We start from the raw sequence: 17,274 nt of genomic DNA, 5'->3' as shown, positions 1-17,274 counted from the left end.
GGAAGTGCGAAATCTAGAGGATAGGTTTCATGGACGACAAGGGCTGGGAACAACTCATTGCGCCGGTGCGCTCGGCGGGAGCCGCAGAGGCCATCGCTCGGCGGCTCAGCGAGCTCATCGGTGCGCGGATTCTGGTCGGAGGCGACCGCTTCCCTCCGGAGAAGACCCTTGCCGAGATGTTCGGGGTTGCCGTGATGACCATGCGGCACGCCATGGCGGTCCTCCGAGAGGACGGGCTGATCGAGACCCGGCGCGGGCACCGCGCCGGCACCTACGTGATCCCGGACGTCCTCAGCCGGATCCGGGAGCTGACCGCTCTCCACCCGTACACACAGGCCGACATCGAGGAGCTGACGGCCTGGCGGATCGCGGTGTCCGGAGAGGCGTCCGCCCGGGCCGCGCGCCGCGCCTCCGAGGCGGGCCTCGCCAGGCTGCTCGAATTGGAGGCCGCCACGGACGAGGCGGTCGCCGACGCGGAGGCGTATCGCACCCTGGACGCCGGACTGCATCTCCACATTGCAGAACTGTCCGGCTCCCGGCGGCTGCTGGAGGCCGAGCAGGGCATCCAGGACGAGCTGACCCGGCTCCTCGCGGACCATCCCGGCGGAGTCGAGTCGCGCAGTATGCCGGATCAGCAGCATCGCGCGCTCGTCGCGGCGATCGAGCACAGCGATCCGGCGAAGGCGCGGGAGCAGTTCACGATTCACGCGGAGGCCACGGCGGACCTGTTCTTGCCGTTCGTCCAGTAGCCTGCGGACACGCTGGTGTTGGCTCTCCGCTGATTCGGGCTGCGGCGCCGTCGTGGCTGGTCGCGCAATTCCCTGACTTGATCTTCAACCTGTGCGGCGGGGACGTGGAGTCGTTGTCTTCTTCGTGTCGCTTCGTGGGGTCGGGTTTGTGGACGGTGTGCACGTCGTCGCGTTCAGTGGGGCTGGTTGTTCCTGCGACCGGGCGGCCGTCCCGGGCCGGGCCGAGAGGATTCGGTGCTCCGGCTGGGCAGGCGGCCTTCGGCCGGAAGTGCCGCAAGTGCCGAAAGTCGCGACGGACTCGGGCGGAGGGGGTGAGCCCGTCGGGCGGGACCGACTTCTCCCATGGCCGCCGGAGATCCGCCGCCAGGGGGCGAGCGAGCGCGGTGACTTCGTTGCCGGCACTCACCAGGCCAAGCTCGGCGGCCTGCTCCACTGTCGGCAGCGGCACGCTGCGCTCACCAGGCAGGTCGGCCTGCTCCGCGAGTTCCTGGGCCGAGGCCACGACGCACCGGGCGGCTACGTCACCGAAGGCACGGAGCGGCGCGGGGTGAAGCGGCTCTTCGAGAACCTTCCGCCGGAAGAAGGCGTCGGGACGTACGGCTTCCGGCACGACACCGTTCTCGCGGTCGATTCTCCCCAGCGGCACCCGCTTGCAGAGCAGCGCGCGTGACTTCGCCGAGTCGCAGCCGGCATTCAGGTGCACGGTGATCTCGTCGGGCAGCGGCCCGGATCCGTCCGAAGGTCGAGGACCGGGGCAGGAGCAGGGGTCGTGGTGGTTGGCTCTGGCCAGGACGCGGCCGAGTGGCAATCCGTACCATCGGTCATGCCCGACCTCTGACTTCGCTGTCGAGGGCGCCGGCGCGTTTCACGATGCGCAGAACGGGGGCGGTCTGGACGGTCTGGATGCCGGGCAGGCAGCCGACCCGGTCGGTGACGAAGCCGTAGAGGGTGTCCGCACCGGCGCAGAAGACGGTGGCCGTGAGATTCGTGGGGCCGGTCGTGGCGGCGGCGTGGGCGATCTGCGGGTGCTGGGCGAGGGCGGTTCCGGCGGCTTCGAGGGTGGCCGGGCTGACCGAGATCCACAGCACCGTGTGACTGGAGTAGCCCAGCAGTTGCTCGTCGAAGTCGACGCCGAAGTAGAGGGCTCCGCCGGCTCTCAGGTGGGCGATGCGGCGGCGGACCGTCGACTCGTGCCAGCCGGTGCTCGCGGCCAGCGCGGCGTGGTGCATGCGTCCGTCGTGGGCCAGTTCGCCCAGTAGGAGCCGGTCGCCGTCGTCGAGGTCGAGGGGGGCCGGGTCCGGCGGTGGCGGGGTGAGTTCGGCGACCTGCTCGGGGCCGAGTGAGGCGATCGGCGCGTGCCAGCCGTCCGGGCCGCCGCGGAACACACGCAGCACCTGGTGCGCGTCGATCGAGGTCACCTGTCGGGTGGCGGGCAGCGTGTCCAGCAGGAGGGTGTCGCGGGCCCGCTGGTCGGGCGTCTGCATGTGGCAGACGATCTCGGTGCCGCCGGAGGCCAGGCGGATCCTGTAGGTGTCGGGCCGCTGGGCGAGTGCCTGGGCGACGGCGAGCGTGGCGCTCGGGACGCAGCGCAGCCGCATCACCCACTCCTCGGCGTGGCCCAGGTAGCGGGGGTCGAGGCGGCCGACGACCCGGACCGCCCCGGTCTCACGGAGCCTCCGGTAGCGGCGGGCGACCGTCTGCTCGGAGACGCCGAGCACCGCGGCAATGCGGCGGAAGGAGGCGCGGCCGTCCACGTAGAGGGCGTGAACGAGCTGGAGGTCGAGGGTTTCCACGGTTCTCAGCGTATTGTGCGACGGTATCCGGCGGGTTCCTGGCGGTGGCTGGAGTGCAAGCGGGTCCGCTCGCAGAGTTGGGACATGACCGCATTCCGTGATCTCAGGCATTACATCGAGCACCTGACCGAAACCCTTGGCGCGGACGAGGTGTGCCGCATCGAGGGCGCCCACTGGGACCTTGAACTCGGTGGCATCACTGAGCTGTTGGCCGAGCGTGAGGGGCCTGCGCTGCTGTTCGACGACATCCCCGGCTACCCGACCGGCTTCCGGGTCTTCACCAACTTCATGGGCACCCCGGCCCGCAGCGCGGCGGCGCTCGGCCTGCCCGCCGACACCCCGAAGCTGGACATCGTGCGGGCCTGGAAGGACATCAGCCGCGACCTGCGGCTGATCCCGCCGGTCGAGGTCGCCACCGGGGCGGTCCTGCAGAACGTCCTCGAAGGCGACGACGTCGACCTGACGAAGTTCCCGGCGCCGCGCTGGCACGAGGGCGACGGCGGCCGTTACATCGGTACTGCCTGCATGGTCGTCACCCGTGACCCCGACAGCGGTTGGGTCAACGTAGGCACCTACCGGGTCTCCGTCCACGGCAAGGACCGGCTGTCCGTCTGGTTCCTGGGAAACCGGCACGCGCGGGCGATCGCCCACAAGTACTGGGACCGCGGCCAGGCCTGCCCGATCGCCGTCGTCGTCGGCCAAGACCCGATCCTCTCCACCGCCGCCGCGATGTCCGCCCCCGAGGGCGTGTCCGAGTACGACCTGGCCGGCGGCCTGCGCGGGGAAGGTGTTGAGGTGCTGAACGCGCCCGGCACCGAACTGCCCGTCCCGGCGCACGCGGAGATCGTCATGGTGGGCGAGATGCCGCCGCGCGATGAGGAGTCCGTCCTGGAGGGCCCGTTCGGGGAGTGGACCGGCTACTACACCCACAGCGGTCAGGAGCCCGTGGTTCGCGTGCGGCGGATCCTGCACCGCGACGACCCGATCATCCTCGGCGCGCCGCCCATGCTGCCGACCATCCCGGCGGGCGACCAAGCGGTACCGCTCTACTCCGCCACCGTGACCTGGGACCACCTGGAACAGGCCGGGGTCCAGAACATCCAGGGCGTATGGGCCTACGCCCGGCAGCTCATGATGGTCATCTCCATCAAGCAGACCGGCGCGGGCGACGCCATGCACGCGCTGATGGCCGCCGCCTCCCGCAAGCGCACCGGAGGCATGGAGCGCTACGCCGTCGTGGTCGACGAGGACATCGACATCACCGACATCAACCACGTTCTGTGGGCGGTGTTCACGCGCGTGGACCCGGCGGAGTCGATCCACATCCTGCGCTCGCCCACGACCGCCATCGACCCCCGGCTGTCGCCGACCAAGCGGGAGGCGGGCGACCTGTCCATGGGGCTCGTGCTCATCGACGCCTGCAAGCCGTTCGCGTGGAAGGACCAGTACCCGCGTGCCAACCGGGTCGACGAGTGCTACCGCGCCGAGCTCCGGGAGCGCTGGAAGGGCGTGCTGCCGCTCTGACACCCCGTCGGGCATCCCGGTGCCCCGCCGATCAGGAGGAACGTGCTGTGAACCTGCCCGAGGACGTGGCCCGCCTGGTGGCGGGGGCACCGCCGGTCGACGCCGACGAACAGGCCTTCCCGCTGCTCACCGTGGACGAGCACGGTCACCCGCACACGGCGCTGCTGTCCCGCGCCGAGCTCGAACCGGCCGACGACCGGACGGCGCTGTTCGCGGTCGTGGCCGGGGCCGGCACCCGGGCCAACCTGCGGCGGCACCCGTACGCCGCGCTGCTGGCCACGGACCGGACGATCTGCCACCACCTAAAACTCCGTCTGGTCGGTTCGCTGGCCGTCGGGAGCGTCCTGGGCTGCGTGTTCACCGCCGCCCACCACAAGCGTGACAGCCTGGGCATTCCGATCAGCCCGCTCGGCTTCCGCACCACCGGGCAACTCGCCGAACTCGAACAATGGCGGCGCAGCGCCGACGTCCTCAGCACGCTCCGAACCACCCTCTCCCAAGGAGGCCCCGCATGACCCGCCCGACCCGCCCGACCCGCATCATCGTCGCCATGTCCGGGGCCACCGGTGCCCCCTTCGGCGTACGGCTGTTGGAGTCGCTGCGCGACATCCCCGAGGTCGAGACCCATCTCATCCTGAGCACCTGGGCCCGGACCACCATCGAGTTGGAGACGGACCACACCGTACGGGAGGTCATCGACCTGGCTGATGTCCACCACAAGCCCGGGGAGCAGGGCTCGGCCCTGTCCTCCGGCTCGTTCTGCACCGGTGGCATGGTCATCGTGCCCTGCAGCATGAAAACCCTCGCCGCCATCCGCACCGGCTACGCCGACAACCTCATCACCCGGGCCGCCGACGTCGTCCTGAAGGAGCGCCGCCGCCTGGTCCTGGTCCCCCGGGAAACGCCGCTCAGCGAGATCCACCTGGACAACCTGCTGGCCCTCAGCCGCATGGGCGCCCGGATCGTCCCCCCGATGCCCGCCTTCTACAACAACCCCCGGACCCTCGACGACATGGTCGACCACATCGTGGCCAGGATCCTCGACCAGTTCGACCTCTCCGCCCTCGCCGCCCGCCGCTGGCAGGGCCTCGACCACGCCCGCCACGGGACCGCCTCCTCCGCCCCAGCGGCCGCCGACGTACCGCTGGGTTGAGAAGCTGCCGGACGGTCGCCATCAGCATCGCCCGGCCCGGACGCGAGACATGAACATCTGGAGCCCTGCGCGAGCGGCGACCGTCAGATCGACGCGGGGTCCTGTTGTCCGGTCCGGCGATCAGGCTGGCCTGACGGCGGCAGGGTCGGCAGATACCGTCGAGCGCCGCGGCATCGCGTCGGCAGATGCCACAGTGGTCCCCGGTCTCCGGTCGCCTTCGCGATGAAGCCCCCGCTCGCCTCGCAGCGGGGGCCCCCGAACCGGCCCAGGCCAGTCCCGGCAGGGCGGCCTGTTTCTTCGGGATGAGGACGTCGACAGGGATGCGCTCCAGGACCTTGCAGATGATGCCGGGTTCGCGGATGTTGTCAGGAAGGCTCGGCCAGCCCCGATGCCAGCGTCATCGTTTCCGGCTGGGACGCGTGGATCAGCGCCAGGGCGCGGCGGGCGTGTCGTCGGGGTCCAAACCGTACGGACGCCCGTGGGCAGCACTCGCATTGCCTGGCTGACGGTGTTCCCGCTTCCCGCCTGCTCGCCCGACCTCAACCCTGCGGAGTGGGTCCGGGCACACGTCAAGCGCAGCCTGGCAAACCTCGCCGTGGTCGCCCCCGACCGACTCGAGGCCGTCGTGCGCAACCGGCTCAAGCGCCTGGAGTACCGGCCCCACATCTTCGACAGCTTCATAGCCGGCACCGGCCTGAGTTTCGACACCCCAACGTCACCCTGACGAGCCGAAGTCAGTAAGCGCCACGATCGTACTGATCCCGGGCCCTGCCCACGCCCGTGACCAAGTCGGGCGAACAGGACTCTCCCGGGGCCCTGGGTAGTTGAGGCGGTGTGCACCCCAATCCAGCCCAGATCCACCGGGTTTGAGCCGGCGGAGGTCTTGAAGGCTCTACACCGCTGGTTCCTCGCGTCCGCCTTCCCGTCTCGCTTGCCGGACCCACATCGTCCGGTAGTACCGGTGCGTCCCGTCGTTGCCGGGCCTGCTCTCCATCCAAACCCGGTCGTCTCACCGGGCCCGGCTGCCCCGGCTTCTGCCGCTCCGCTGCGACAGAACGGCGGCGCGGGTCTTGCATCCGCACACGGATCACAGCGCTTTGCGGCGTACGGTCTTTCAGCTTTGCTCGAACCAACACCGCCTCACGACGCAGACAGAAGCTGAGCCAGAACCATTTCTCGTGAACATTCCGAAGCCCGTCGACCTCCGGTTGCTGCCCAGAGTGCCGGACAAAGCTGCTGCTCAAAGTGAGGAAGGCCACACCCCGACATGGTCTCCCACGTCCGCTAAGGTCGACTTAGACCCGCCCTGAGCTGGGATTTTGCGTCGACCACAGCGATGTGATCGCCGCGGGTCTAGCCTTTCCTGGAGAGTGCATGACCGATCTAGCGTTTTTCTCCGCAGGTCAGCTCGCTGCCGCCGTCGCGGCGAAGGAGGTGTCGAGCGTCGAGTTGCTCGACCACTACCTCGCCCGGGTGGATCGGCTCGGTCCGCAGGTGAACGCCATTGTCGCCCGGGACGAGGAGGGGGCGAGAGCAGCGGCGCTGGCGGCCGACCGCGCGGTCTCCTGTGGCGAGCCGCTCGGCCGCCTGCATGGCGTCCCCGTGACGATCAAGGACAGCCTTGAGGTTGCGGGCATGCGGACCACCGGGGGTTCGGCCCGCTGGGGAGAGCATGTCTCGACGAGCGACGCCGAGTCGGTCGCGCGGCTCAAGAACGCGGGAGCGATCGTGTTCGGCAAGTCCAACCTGCCGACCGACGCCCGAGACTGGCAAACCTACAACGAGGTTTACGGGACCACGAACAATCCGTGGGACCCGACCCGCGGACCTGGCGGTTCGTCTGGCGGGTCCGCTGCGGCAGTCGCCGCCGGGCTGACCGGCCTGGAGCTCGGCGGTGACACGGCAGGCTCGATCCGGGTGCCTTCCCACTTCTGCGGCGTTTACGGGCTGCGCACGTCGTTCGGCATAGTGCCGAGGTACGGGAGCGTCTCGGGACATGCTCCTGGGACGCTCGCGGATTTCGACATGGCGGTGCTCGGCCCGCTCGGCAGGCACGCCGACGACCTCGACCTGGGTCTTGACGTCCTCGCGGGAGCAGACCACGAGCGCGCCCCGGCATGGCGCCTGGAGCTGCCCGCCGCGAGGCCGGGCACTCTGCGGGAGTTCCGGGTCGCGGCATGGCTTGACGACCCGTTCTGCCCCGTCGACAGCGAGCTGGTCGCGATCATGCAGGCGGCGGTGGAGGCGGTGCGGGCCGATGGCGCCGCCGTGGTCGAGGGCAAGGGGCCGGTCGGGCTCGACGAGACGATGGCCCTTTATCAGCCGTTGCTGATGGCGCAGAGCGGGCTGGTCGAGTCGGACGAGTCGTATGCCGGCCTCGTGGAGCTTGCCGCGGCGGAAGGGGCCGCGGGCGGGTTCGCGTCGGACCTGACGCTCCGCTTCCGTGACTGGCACGCGCTCGACGAACGTCGGCAGTACTCCCGCCGCCGCTGGTCGGAGTTCTTCCGCGATGTCGACGTGCTCCTCTGCCCGGTGAGCCCTACAGCCGCCTTCCCCCACGACCAGCAGCCCGATCCCAGCTGGTCGGTCCGAACACTGCGGGTCGACGGTGCCGACCGGCCCTATCGCGACATGCTCACGTGGATGGCGCCGTCGGCGGTCAACCATCTGCCCTCGGCAGTGGCGCCTGTCGGGATGACCCGGGACGGGCTTCCGGTCGGCATCCAGGTGATCGCGCCCTATCTGCACGACCGCACCGCGGTCCAGTTCGTGCGGCGCCTCGCGGAGGTGATCGGCGGGTTCCGCCGGCCGCCGGGATTCTGAGTGCCGCCACCGGGCTGCCAGCCTGTGGCATAGCGGCGGGCGACCTGGCTGCCGCGTTCTCGTCGTGTACGGAGCGCTTCCCTGGCCGAGGGTGCCTGCGGGCAGGCCGGGGTCAACCCCCGTCGCGGATCGCGGGGCTGCCGCCAGGCCCGTCGACAGGGAGGGCGCAGTCTGCGGTTGCGACAGGACAACCTGGGCTGCTGCCCCTCACACCGGGCCCCCCGGGACGCTGTTGGTCAATTCGGTCCCACGCGTGACGTCGGCCTTCAAGACCTGGTTGTGGTCTTGAAGGCCGACGTTGCCGTATGGGCGTGGCTCCGGGTCCACCACCACCACGGTCCCGGGCACCACCACCGGCCGGGCGGTCGCCCCGTGGCGACGTTCGTCCAGCGACAAGAGCCGCATTGCGGGCAGGACCGCGCTGTGGGTGAAGTACAGGGCGTCGGGCCAGGCCGGCCGTGCCGGGTGCGGGACGGCGCGGTACCTCTTGACCGCCGACCCTGTCAGTCTGCAGCCCCCGGTTCCTCCGGTCTTGCCGTGAACTTCCAGCAGCAGCTCCGGGCCGTTGCCCGGCAGCCCCTCGGTCACGTACCGGTGGGTCTCGTCCGGCAGCGTCTCCAGCTCGGCCAGGTGCTCGCCGGCGCCGCCCGGCAGTTCCAGCGCGGCCGGCGCCTTCGGGCGGCTGGCCGCCCACGCCGGGCCCGGCAGCAGCCGAGCCCGCGGGGCTTCCCACACGTCCGCGCCCCGGGCGAAGACGTCCCGGCGCTTGAGCCCGGTGTGCGGCGACTCCAGCACGCAGAACGTCCAGGCGTGCTTGTCGATCAGGCCGTTTACGGCCGGCATCGGGTTGCCCCGCATCAGGCGCCGCCACGTCCCGTCCGTCAGCAACCTGGCGTCGATGCGCTCCGGGCCGGGCTTGCGCCTGGCCTGCGCCTTCGGCAGCTCGGCCGGCGCCTCCACGATCGGCACCCCGGCCCTGGCCGTGCCCGGCCCATGAACCCGGTCGGCCTCCGAGTCCACCTCCGAAAGATCGGCGTCCCGCCGCAACGAGGCGGGACCTCCGCGATCCGCCGGCACGTCCTCCAAGCCCCGGCACCCGTCATCGCGAGGGCACTCGGCTACCACGACAAGACCGCCAGGACCGGCACCCGCCTGGTCACCGAAGCCGGAGGAACCTGGAGCCGATATGCAGCCGGCGACCACACACACTGACAGAAGGCACGTGGCTGCTCTGATGAGCCACCGCGACCGGCCCGATGTCAGTACCAGGTGGCAGGCTCTGCCTCCATGAACAAGCAGCAGTTCTGGCAACTCATTGAGGCAGCCCGCAATCAGGCGTCCAACCCGGATGACGGCGAAACGGTCGCTCGCACGGCGGCCTCGCTGCTGGCCGCCCGGCCGGTCGAGGAGATCGTCGCCGCTGAGCAGGTGCTGTGGGACCTGATGGTTGACTCCTACACCAATCCCCTGTGGGCCGCTGCTTACATCGCCAACGGTGGGTGCTCTGACGACGGCTTCGACTACTTCCGAGGCTGGCTGATCGCTCAGGGCCGTGAAGTCTTCGAGCGCGTGGTCGCTGACCCCGATGCGCTGGTAGAACTGCCCGTCGTTCAAGCCTCCGCAGCCGACGGCGTCGATCTGGAGGGGGAGGACATGCTGGGCATCGCCCGGAACGCACACACCTCGGCGACTGGTGATCAGCTCCCCGCGAGCTCACCCACCATCCGCTACCTAGAGCTGGACCCCGCCTGGAACTTCGATTTCGATGACCACGACGAAATGACTCGCCGACTGCCCCACTTGGCGGCCCTCTATCTGAAGTAAGCGGAAGATCGCAGCCACAGGACGAGGTCAAACAGCGGTGGACGAGGCTCCCGAACATCACTGCCGTCACTCCGTCAGGCCATGAACACGTCTCGGCCGACGAATACGCGACACCTCAACGTGCGGGCCTACCAGTCCCGAGGCCGTACTCAGGCGCGTCCGTCAAATCGGTCGTCTGGTCAGCGGTCCATCCAGTCCGGTGCCCACACGTCGTCCGGGGTGCGCAGTCTCGAGGTGCGCAGATGGTCGCGCAGCGCGGTCAGCACGGGGTGCTGGTCTCCGGTGCGGGACAGCAGCACGTGCGTGTACACCGGGGTCGGTTCGCGCAACGGGATGCGCCGCAGGTCGTGGGTCTGGGGCCACACGTACCGATCCCCGCTGCCGACGAGGGTCGCCAGCGAGGCCGAGTCGGCCAGCACGTCCATCAGGGCCTCGTCACCGAAGTTGGGGCCGAGCGCGTCGATGCTCAGCCCGAAGGCCTCGGACAGCGCCTGGTAGAACGCCGCCCACTCCGTGCCGGGCCTGATCCCGGGGATCCAGATGCGGTGGCCGGCCAGGCCCGCAGGCCTGACCCAGGGCGCGTCCGCCAACGAGTGGCCGGGGCCGACCAGGAGCTCCAGGCGTCCGTCCAGGAGTCGTTCGGCGCTGATCCCGGATGGGACCTGGTCCACCGGCAGGGCACGGAAGGACGCGTCGACGGTTCCTTCGAGCACCGCCTGGGCGGCCTGGGCGGCGTTCTCGTTGCTCAGTGTGACCGTGTCCAGGCTCATCTCGGGGTGGGAGCGGTAGAACCGGTAGACGGCCTGGGCCGGAGCGATGCGCCGGTTGAGGACATCGACGCGCAAGGGCCGGCTGCCGGGGCGCACGGCCTGCTCGGCCTGCTCGACGGCAGTCAGGACCTTCTTGGCGTGCGGCAGGAAAACCTGCCCGTCCAGGCTCAGCCGGGAGCCTCGTGAGGTTCGCACCAGGAGCGTGACCTCGAGGTGCTTCTCCAGGGTCGCGATCCGCTTGGAGACCGCCTGCTGGCTGATCCCGAGCTCGTCCGCTGCTGCCTGGAACTGGCCGGTCCCGGCGACGGCCACGAACGTCCGCATCGCTTCAACATCCACGCTCCCACCCTAGTTTCACAATGGTTGGTTGTGGCTGGTTGGTCTCGAGGTTGTTTGATCGTGGGTTCTTCAGAGTGGTGGGATCAGCGCATGTCTACTCGCACGGATCAGATCATGTATGTCCAGAAGCCCGAGTTCGCGCGTCATGTGGAGCGGATCGTGGAGGTGACCGATGCGACGTCTCGGCTGAACGTGCTTCCGTTCAGCGACAGCGAAGGTCGCGCGGAACTACTTTCTGTTGTTTTTGGTGGCCCGCTGCCGGAGTCGGTGACGATCTACCCGCCGTTCTTCACCGAGCACGGGCTGAACACGACGTTCGGGGAGAACGTCTTCGTCAACCAGGGATGCACGTTCATGGACAAGGGGGGCATCCGTATCGGCAGCGGCGTCATGATCGCCCCGAAGGTCAGCCTCATCACCGGAGGCCATCCACTGCCCTTGGCCGAGCGCCGCGAGTACCTCTCCTTCGCCCCGATCGTCATTGAGGACGACGTCTGGATCGGGACGGCTGCCGTGATCACGCAGGGGGTGACCATCGGTGCCGGTGCGGTGGTCGCTGCCGGTGCGGTGGTCACTCGTGATGTTCCTGCCGGAACCGTGGTCGCGGGAGTGCCCGCCCGGGTGATCAAGACGATCGACTGAGCCCGGCCGGGCTGCCGGCCCGGGTGCGCAGCACCTCTGCGGTCTGAACCTGATGCCTCGTCACGCCCGGCTGACCGACCGGCAGTGGGACCGCATCCGGCCTCTGCTGCCCTCCAGTACCGGTCGTCGCGGCAGGCCGTGGGCCGATCACCGCCGCATTGTGGAGGCGATCGTCTACCAGTACCGCACCGGTATTTCTCGGCAAGACCTACCAGCCGGGTTCGGATCCTGGAGGACCTTGTGGGCCCGCCACCGCCGCTGGGCCGCCGACGGGACCTGGGACCGCGTGCTCGGCGTCCTGCTCGCCCGCGCGGACGACGACGGGCTGATCGACTGGCGGTTGGCGGTGGACTCCCCCATCCCCGGGTCCACCGGCACGCCACCAACACCAGCCGCCCCGAGAAGTGCCGGTCCCGCAGCCCCAGGACAGGGCCTCGACGACCACCGAAAGCCCGCCGGGCACACAATCGGCCGTTCCCGCGGCGGGCTGACCACGAAGATCCGCCATGCCGTGGACGGACAGGGCCGACCGCTGGCCGTCGTCGTGACACCCGGGCAGGCACACGACGGCCAGTCCCTGCCATTGCTGTCGGGCGGCCTGCGAGTCCCCAGGAGCGGAGCAGGCCGCCCGCGCACGAACCCGACCATGCTGCTCGGAGACAAGGCCTACTCCTCCCGCGCGATCCGAGCGACGCTCAAGGCCCGCAGGATCACCGCGGGTCGTCCCTGAACGGCGTGACCAGCAGGAGCATCGTCGCCACCGCGGTTCAGCAGGCGGACGTCCGCCGAAGTACTAGAAGCCGTCCACCCCCAGCTCGGTGATGCCTGCGTAGAGCCAGCTCCACACCTCGCCGCAGGTTGTCTCGCGGTCGAACAGGCCGGGCGACAACTCGTCGATCTCGCCCATGAACACCTCCGCCACCGCATCCTGGTCCCCCTCCACCGGGTAGGGGTGCCAGCAGGCGTTGCTGTAGCGATAGACAGCCTCAAGGACGCGTGTGAAGACATCGAGGTCCGGGGCGAGCGGCACCAGTGTCTTGTGAGTCGGGCCGTCAAGGCGGCTCCAGATGTGCACGGACCCGTCGTGGCGGTGCAGATACAGCTCGCCGTACTCGACCGTGCCGAAGGAGATCAGGTCCGCTGCGGTCACCCCGTCGGGCAGGCCCTCCTTCGGCAGCTCGGCGTCGGTCGGAGGCCGCATAGCCTCGGGCTGCCGGGCCTCGTACCTGGCACCGTGACACAACCACAGCGTGGGCAGGCCGATGTCCCTCAAGTAGCGCCTGCTGCCCGGGTGTTCGAGCCCCTCGGGGAGGTCGTTCCCGGGTATGCGCAGCACATACTGCTCACCGAAGGCGTCGTCGACCCGGTCCGCGGTGAGCGGGCCCGTCGGCCGCCGTACCTCCGGTTCGGTCTCGGGCAGCGCCTCCTCGGCCGAGCAGCAGTCGATGCCCTCGCCACGCGGCCAGTCCCGCAGCACCTCCGCATCCGTCTCGATCACCGCTATGCCCGAGGACTCCTGAAGGAGATAGCGGGCTCTGCCGCCCTCGGCGGCGATCGCGACCGCGCCCTGCCAGCTCTCCGGCGCGGTGAGGTTCCATTCGTTCAGCTCGGGTGCGTCGAGCGCCTCCCGGGACAAGGGCACTTCCGGCAGCGTGTCCTCGACCTGGAGCCTCACCCTGTTGCCCGTCTCCGCGTCGAGCCAGAGACGGCCGCGCCAGTCCGCCACCTCGATGAGCAGCCGACCCTCGTGCAGACGCTGGTGGACCTGGAAGTAGTCGCCGTTCAGGCTCGGGTGGGTCACGAACCAGTTGGCGGGTCGCCACCAAGCCCACACCGTCCGCCACGGCATGCCCGGCTCGGCCTTCGCTATCCCCTCGGCGTACTCCTCGTGACCGGTCGCCTTGGAGGCGAAGTGCAGCCAGGAGGCGTACTCAGCCCGCGTCACGTCGTCGCTGCCGAAGATCGCCTCGGCCTGGAGGAAGACCTCCGGCCCCTCCCGCCCCACATCCTGCGCACCGTCCTCGGCAGCGAGGTGGTCACGCACCGCAGCGCGGTCCGCGGTCAACAGCCGTGCGGGGTCGGCCAGAACATCGTCGAGATCCTCGTTCATGCAGTCAGCATGCCACTCACCACTGACAACGCGACGAACACCCGTACCCCCTCCTGCTTCCGCAGCAGGCCGCCTCCTCCCTCTCACCTCGGCGACCACGCCCGCGCCATCGAGCCAGCTGGTCGAGGCCGACCAGGGCGGTGATGAGCTTGCGGGCCCCGGCCCTGGTCAGCCGCTGCCGGGGAGCCCGCAGGGCGATGCCGCTGCCCTTGATCACCTGGGCGAACTCACGGTGTCCGGCGCGAGAAGCGAATGCCGGTCTTCGAACACCGAGAGCTCGGCGACCGGCTGTGACCCGTCGACGAGTCGGGAACAGGAGGCTCAGCGGGCCAGCAGGTCCTGTATCACCGCGGTGATCTCGTCAGGTGCTTCCTCGGCCATGAAGTGTCCCGCGCGGGTCAGCCGGTGGTCCAGGTCCGGTGCCCACGCCTTCCACACCCCGGCAGCGTCGTAGCCCAGCTGCGCGCCCCAGTCCTGCTGGACGACCGTCACGGGCATGGCCAGCTGCGACCCGGCGTCCAGGTCCGCTTGGTCGTGCATGACGTCGATGCCTGCCGAGGCCCGGTAGTCCGCGACGACCGATGTCACCGCCGCGGCGCTCGCCCGCAGATATTCGGCACGTACCTCCTCCGGCATGGCGGTCGGGTCGTTGGCCCAGGCATCGAGGAACGAGCCGAAGAACGCGTCCGCACTGCCTGCGATCATCGCCTCCGGCAGGCCCGGCGGCTGCGCCATCAGGAAGAGGTGGTAGCCGACCGCCGCCGAGGCGCCGTGCAGAACGTTCCACATGTCGAGCGTCGGCACGATGTCGAGGATGCCCAGGTGCGTGATGGTCTCAGGGTGGTCAAGCCCCGCCCGGAAGGCGACCAGGGCGCCCCGGTCGTGGCCGACGAGGGCGAAGCGCTCGTGGCCGAGCGCCGCCGCCAGGGTCACGACGTCGGCGGCCATGGTGCGCTTGGCGTACACGCCGGAGTCGGTGGCCGCCGGCTTGTCGCTGGCGCCATAGCCCCGCAGATCAGGACAGATCACCGTGTGCTCGTCGGCGAGCCGCTCGGCGACATGGCGCCACATCAGGTGGGTCTGGGGAAAACCGTGCAGCAGCACGACCGGGCTGCCGCTGCCGCCGACAGCGGCAGCCAGCTCCACACCGTCCGCACCGGGCAGGCGGACATGATCGAAGCCGGGAACGGTGAGCGTCATGAAGGGTCGTCCTTTCGGGTGGGGCACTGATCGGGATCAGCTTGGGCGACGGCGATCAGCAGCCGATCAGTACGGTTGGGCGCAGCCGACCTCTGGCAGGGAGGATGGGGGCATGCGCATCGACGTGCTCGGTGCCGTGCGGGCCCTCCGCGACGACGGCAGCGCGGTTGACCTGGGCGGCCCCCGCCACCGTGAGGTACTCGCCCGGCTCGTCGCCGCCGAGGGACGGATGGTCACCACCGACACCCTTGTCGACGACCTGTGGACCGATCCACCGGCCCGCTCCGTGGGCGCTCTGCGTACGTTCGTCGCCGCGCTGCGCCGCGCCCTCGAGCCCGACCGGCCGCCCCGCAATCCGCCGCGCGTGGTCGTCACCGAAGGTCCCGGATACACGCTGCGCCTGCCGCGGGAGGACGTGGACGTCCATCGGTTCCAGGACACCCTGGCCCGCGCCCGGCGCAACCCCGACGCGGTGACCGACCTCGGCGCGGTACTCGCGGCCTGGCGCGGACCCGCCTACGCCGATGTGCCCGGCTCCCCATGGGCGCAGCGCGAGCGGGCCCGGCTGGAGGAACTGCGGTTGGAGGGGGTGGAACTGCGCGCCCGCATCCTCCTCGACTCCGGAGAAGGGGCCGGTCTCGTCGCCGAACTGGGTGCTCACGTCACCGAACACCCGTGGCGCGAGCCGGCCTGGGGGCTGCTGGCCCGCGCGCTGCACCGCGCGGGCCGCCAGGCCGACGCCCTGGCCACCCTCCGCCGCGCCCGCACGATGCTCGTCGATCAACTGGGACTGGACCCCGGTGCCGACCTTCGGCGCCTGGAGATGGACATCCTCAATGGATCCGCGCATCTCGAAGGCGTACGTACCGCGTGGACCGGCCCTGGTGCCCCGCTCGGCCCGCGCACCACCGTGGATCTGGCCCGCACCCTCGCACTGGCGGGTGGCGACGCCCTCGTCCACTCGCGGCGCGACCGCCTCGCCGCCATCCTGGTGGCGGAACGCACGGGAGACCTCTCCCTGACCGCCCGGATCATCGGCGCCTACGACGTGCCCGCCATCTGGAGCCGGGCCGACGACCCCGAGCAGTCCCGCGCCGTCGTCGCGGCTTCCGAGCGCACGCTCACCGCGCTCGGCACCGACGGCCCAGCCGACCTGTCCGCCCGCCTCCTGGCCACGATCGCCGTCGAGAGCCGCAGCGCCGATCTGTCAGAGACCGAGCTGAGGCGCGCGCAGCAGGCGGCTCTGCAGGCCGAGGCGCTGGCACGGGGCCTGGCCGATCCGGCCCTGCTGGCCTTCGCCCTCAACGGGGTGTTCCTGCAGTCCTTCAGCCGCCCCGGGCTCGCGGCGGTACGAGACGGGATCGGCGCCGAGATCCTCGACCTGGGTACCCGGCACGAGCTGCCGAATTTCGCCGTACTCGGCCGGCTCGTCCGCCTGCAGTCCGCCTCGGCCCTCGGAGACCTCGACGCCGCAGCCTTGCACGCCGAGGCTGCCGAACAGCTCGCCGCCACCACCGAGGCTCCCCTTGTCCCCGTCCTCACCGGGTGGTTCAGGGCCCGGGCCACGGCCGCCCGCAGCACCGAACCCGGCGGACCGACCGCCGCCACGGCCGCAGCGCACTACCGCGCTGCCGAGGAGGCCCTCCGGACGGCTGGAATGCCGGGGCTGCACCGCGGCCTGTTCCCGCTCGCCCTCCTGGGGCTGCGCCTGCTGCACGACCGGCCCGCGCCCACCGACCCTCACCTCGACTGGGGTCCGTACCGGCCTTGGGCGCGCCCCCTCGTGCTGCTCGCCCAGGACCGGGACGAGGAGGCCCGTGCCGCCCTCGCCGCGGTGCCCGAACCACCGCATGACCACATGCAGGAGGCCATGTGGTGCCTGACCGCCCGCGCCGCCGTACGCCTCGGCGAGCGCGGAATCGCCGCACACGCCGAGGCTGCCCTGCGCGATGCCGGGGCAGAACACGCCGGCGCCGCCGGCGGAATGCTGACCCTGGGCCCGGTGGCGCGATATCTGGCGGAGGCGGAGGCATGCGCCGCAGCGGGGTGAGCCGCGGCAATCAGTGAGACCTGAGCCCGTCACCGCGCTCCCACGGTCCCGCCCAGTCGACTCCGGCCACCTGCGCCGACGGCTCCGCAAAAGCGGCATCCGCCACCGCATCGCCCGCAAGGGCACCGAGTCCTCAACCCGCCTCGGCCGCCACCGCTGGGTCGTCGAACGGACGGTGTCCTGGCCCGCCGGCTGCCGACGCCTGCACCGCCGCCACGAACGCAAACCCGAGCACTTCCTCGCCTTCGTCGGCATAGCCGCAACCCTCATCTGCCACCGCCGCCTCACCGAGTGAAA

16 protein-coding genes and 2 pseudogenes are annotated in these 17,274 nt (G+C 70.4%); 12 read left to right on the top strand and 6 right to left on the bottom strand.

Annotated features, from left to right (window positions below; all coding sequences use genetic code 11):
* The first annotated feature begins 29 nt into the window (after positions 1 to 29).
* Positions 30 to 749, top strand: coding sequence for an FCD domain-containing protein (locus tag AB0D53_RS04210; RefSeq protein ID WP_362439799.1), 720 nt, complete (start codon positions 30 to 32; stop codon positions 747 to 749).
* A gap of 84 nt (positions 750 to 833) precedes the next feature.
* Here the strand turns inward: AB0D53_RS04210 and AB0D53_RS04205 are convergent.
* Positions 834 to 1,128: pseudogene (locus AB0D53_RS04205) on the bottom strand (transposase); the annotation flags it as partial.
* Between AB0D53_RS04205 and AB0D53_RS04200 the strand changes: the two are divergent.
* Positions 1,027 to 1,419: a hypothetical protein gene (locus AB0D53_RS04200; protein ID WP_362439986.1), complete on the top strand. Its 393-nt coding sequence runs from the start codon at positions 1,027 to 1,029 to the stop codon at positions 1,417 to 1,419. The pseudogene AB0D53_RS04205 and the gene AB0D53_RS04200 sit on opposite strands and share 102 nt — an antisense overlap.
* Positions 1,420 to 1,570: 151 nt before the next feature.
* On the opposite strand, the gene AB0D53_RS04195 is transcribed toward AB0D53_RS04200, so the two are convergent.
* Positions 1,571 to 2,542 (bottom strand): Lrp/AsnC family transcriptional regulator, encoded by a 972-nt coding sequence (locus AB0D53_RS04195; protein WP_362439796.1) that lies wholly within the window; start codon positions 2,540 to 2,542, stop codon positions 1,571 to 1,573.
* Between the two features lie 84 nt (positions 2,543 to 2,626).
* On the opposite strand from AB0D53_RS04195, the gene AB0D53_RS04190 reads away from it, so the two are divergent.
* From AB0D53_RS04190 to AB0D53_RS04170, 5 genes are all read left to right on the top strand, one after another.
* Positions 2,627 to 4,066, top strand: a complete 1,440-nt coding sequence (locus tag AB0D53_RS04190; protein ID WP_362439793.1) for a UbiD family decarboxylase — start codon at positions 2,627 to 2,629, stop codon at positions 4,064 to 4,066.
* Positions 4,067 to 4,113: 47 nt separating this feature from the next.
* Positions 4,114 to 4,581 (top strand): pyridoxamine 5'-phosphate oxidase family protein, encoded by a 468-nt coding sequence (locus AB0D53_RS04185; protein ID WP_362439790.1) that lies wholly within the window; start codon positions 4,114 to 4,116, stop codon positions 4,579 to 4,581.
* Positions 4,578 to 5,219, top strand: a complete 642-nt coding sequence (locus tag AB0D53_RS04180) for a non-oxidative hydroxyarylic acid decarboxylases subunit B (protein ID WP_362439787.1) — start codon at positions 4,578 to 4,580, stop codon at positions 5,217 to 5,219. The genes AB0D53_RS04185 and AB0D53_RS04180 overlap by 4 nt, the downstream gene beginning before the upstream one ends.
* Positions 5,220 to 5,697: 478 nt before the next feature.
* Positions 5,698 to 5,943, top strand: a complete 246-nt coding sequence (locus tag AB0D53_RS04175) for a transposase (protein ID WP_362439784.1) — start codon at positions 5,698 to 5,700, stop codon at positions 5,941 to 5,943.
* 650 nt (positions 5,944 to 6,593) lie between these two features.
* Positions 6,594 to 8,042 (top strand): amidase, encoded by a 1,449-nt coding sequence (locus AB0D53_RS04170; RefSeq protein ID WP_362439781.1) that lies wholly within the window; start codon positions 6,594 to 6,596, stop codon positions 8,040 to 8,042.
* A 207-nt stretch (positions 8,043 to 8,249) separates the two neighbouring features.
* Here the strand turns inward: AB0D53_RS04170 and AB0D53_RS04165 are convergent, their stop codons facing one another.
* Positions 8,250 to 9,062, bottom strand: coding sequence for a hypothetical protein (locus AB0D53_RS04165; RefSeq protein WP_362439778.1), 813 nt, complete (start codon positions 9,060 to 9,062; stop codon positions 8,250 to 8,252).
* A gap of 267 nt (positions 9,063 to 9,329) precedes the next feature.
* On the opposite strand from AB0D53_RS04165, the gene AB0D53_RS04160 reads away from it, so the two are divergent.
* Entirely contained in the window at positions 9,330 to 9,866 is a 537-nt protein-coding gene (locus AB0D53_RS04160) for a DUF4240 domain-containing protein (RefSeq protein ID WP_362439775.1), read from the top strand.
* Positions 9,867 to 10,045: 179 nt separating this feature from the next.
* On the opposite strand, the gene AB0D53_RS04155 is transcribed toward AB0D53_RS04160, so the two are convergent.
* Complete coding sequence (locus AB0D53_RS04155) at positions 10,046 to 10,975, bottom strand: LysR family transcriptional regulator (RefSeq protein WP_362439772.1); 930 nt, start codon at positions 10,973 to 10,975, stop codon at positions 10,046 to 10,048.
* Between the two features lie 114 nt (positions 10,976 to 11,089).
* On the opposite strand from AB0D53_RS04155, the gene AB0D53_RS04150 reads away from it, so the two are divergent.
* Positions 11,090 to 11,617, top strand: a complete 528-nt coding sequence (locus AB0D53_RS04150; protein WP_362439980.1) for a sugar O-acetyltransferase — start codon at positions 11,090 to 11,092, stop codon at positions 11,615 to 11,617.
* Positions 11,618 to 11,669: 52 nt separating this feature from the next.
* Positions 11,670 to 12,347, top strand: coding sequence for an IS5 family transposase (locus AB0D53_RS04145; RefSeq protein WP_362439769.1), 678 nt, complete (start codon positions 11,670 to 11,672; stop codon positions 12,345 to 12,347).
* Positions 12,348 to 12,410: 63 nt separating this feature from the next.
* On the opposite strand, the gene AB0D53_RS04140 is transcribed toward AB0D53_RS04145, so the two are convergent.
* Both AB0D53_RS04140 and AB0D53_RS04135 read right to left on the bottom strand, forming a co-directional pair.
* Entirely contained in the window at positions 12,411 to 13,727 is a 1,317-nt protein-coding gene (locus AB0D53_RS04140) for an SUKH-4 family immunity protein (protein WP_362439766.1), read from the bottom strand.
* 321 nt (positions 13,728 to 14,048) lie between these two features.
* On the bottom strand, positions 14,049 to 14,927 hold the full coding sequence (locus AB0D53_RS04135; protein WP_362439764.1) for an alpha/beta hydrolase: 879 nt from the start codon (positions 14,925 to 14,927) through the stop codon (positions 14,049 to 14,051).
* A gap of 112 nt (positions 14,928 to 15,039) precedes the next feature.
* Between AB0D53_RS04135 and AB0D53_RS04130 the strand changes: the two genes are divergently transcribed.
* Together AB0D53_RS04130 and AB0D53_RS04125 are read left to right on the top strand one after the other, a co-directional pair.
* Positions 15,040 to 16,977: an AfsR/SARP family transcriptional regulator gene (locus tag AB0D53_RS04130; protein ID WP_362439762.1), complete on the top strand. Its 1,938-nt coding sequence runs from the start codon at positions 15,040 to 15,042 to the stop codon at positions 16,975 to 16,977.
* A 67-nt stretch (positions 16,978 to 17,044) separates the two neighbouring features.
* Positions 17,045 to 17,272 (top strand): annotated as a pseudogene (locus tag AB0D53_RS04125) (IS5/IS1182 family transposase); the annotation flags it as partial.
* Between the last annotated feature and the right edge of the window lie 2 nt (positions 17,273 to 17,274).

Source organism: Streptomyces sp. NPDC048295 (assembly GCF_040652135.1).
In the GTDB taxonomy this organism is placed as follows: Bacteria; Actinomycetota; Actinomycetes; order Streptomycetales; family Streptomycetaceae; genus Streptomyces.
This window is presented reverse-complemented; position numbering and strand designations above follow the sequence as displayed.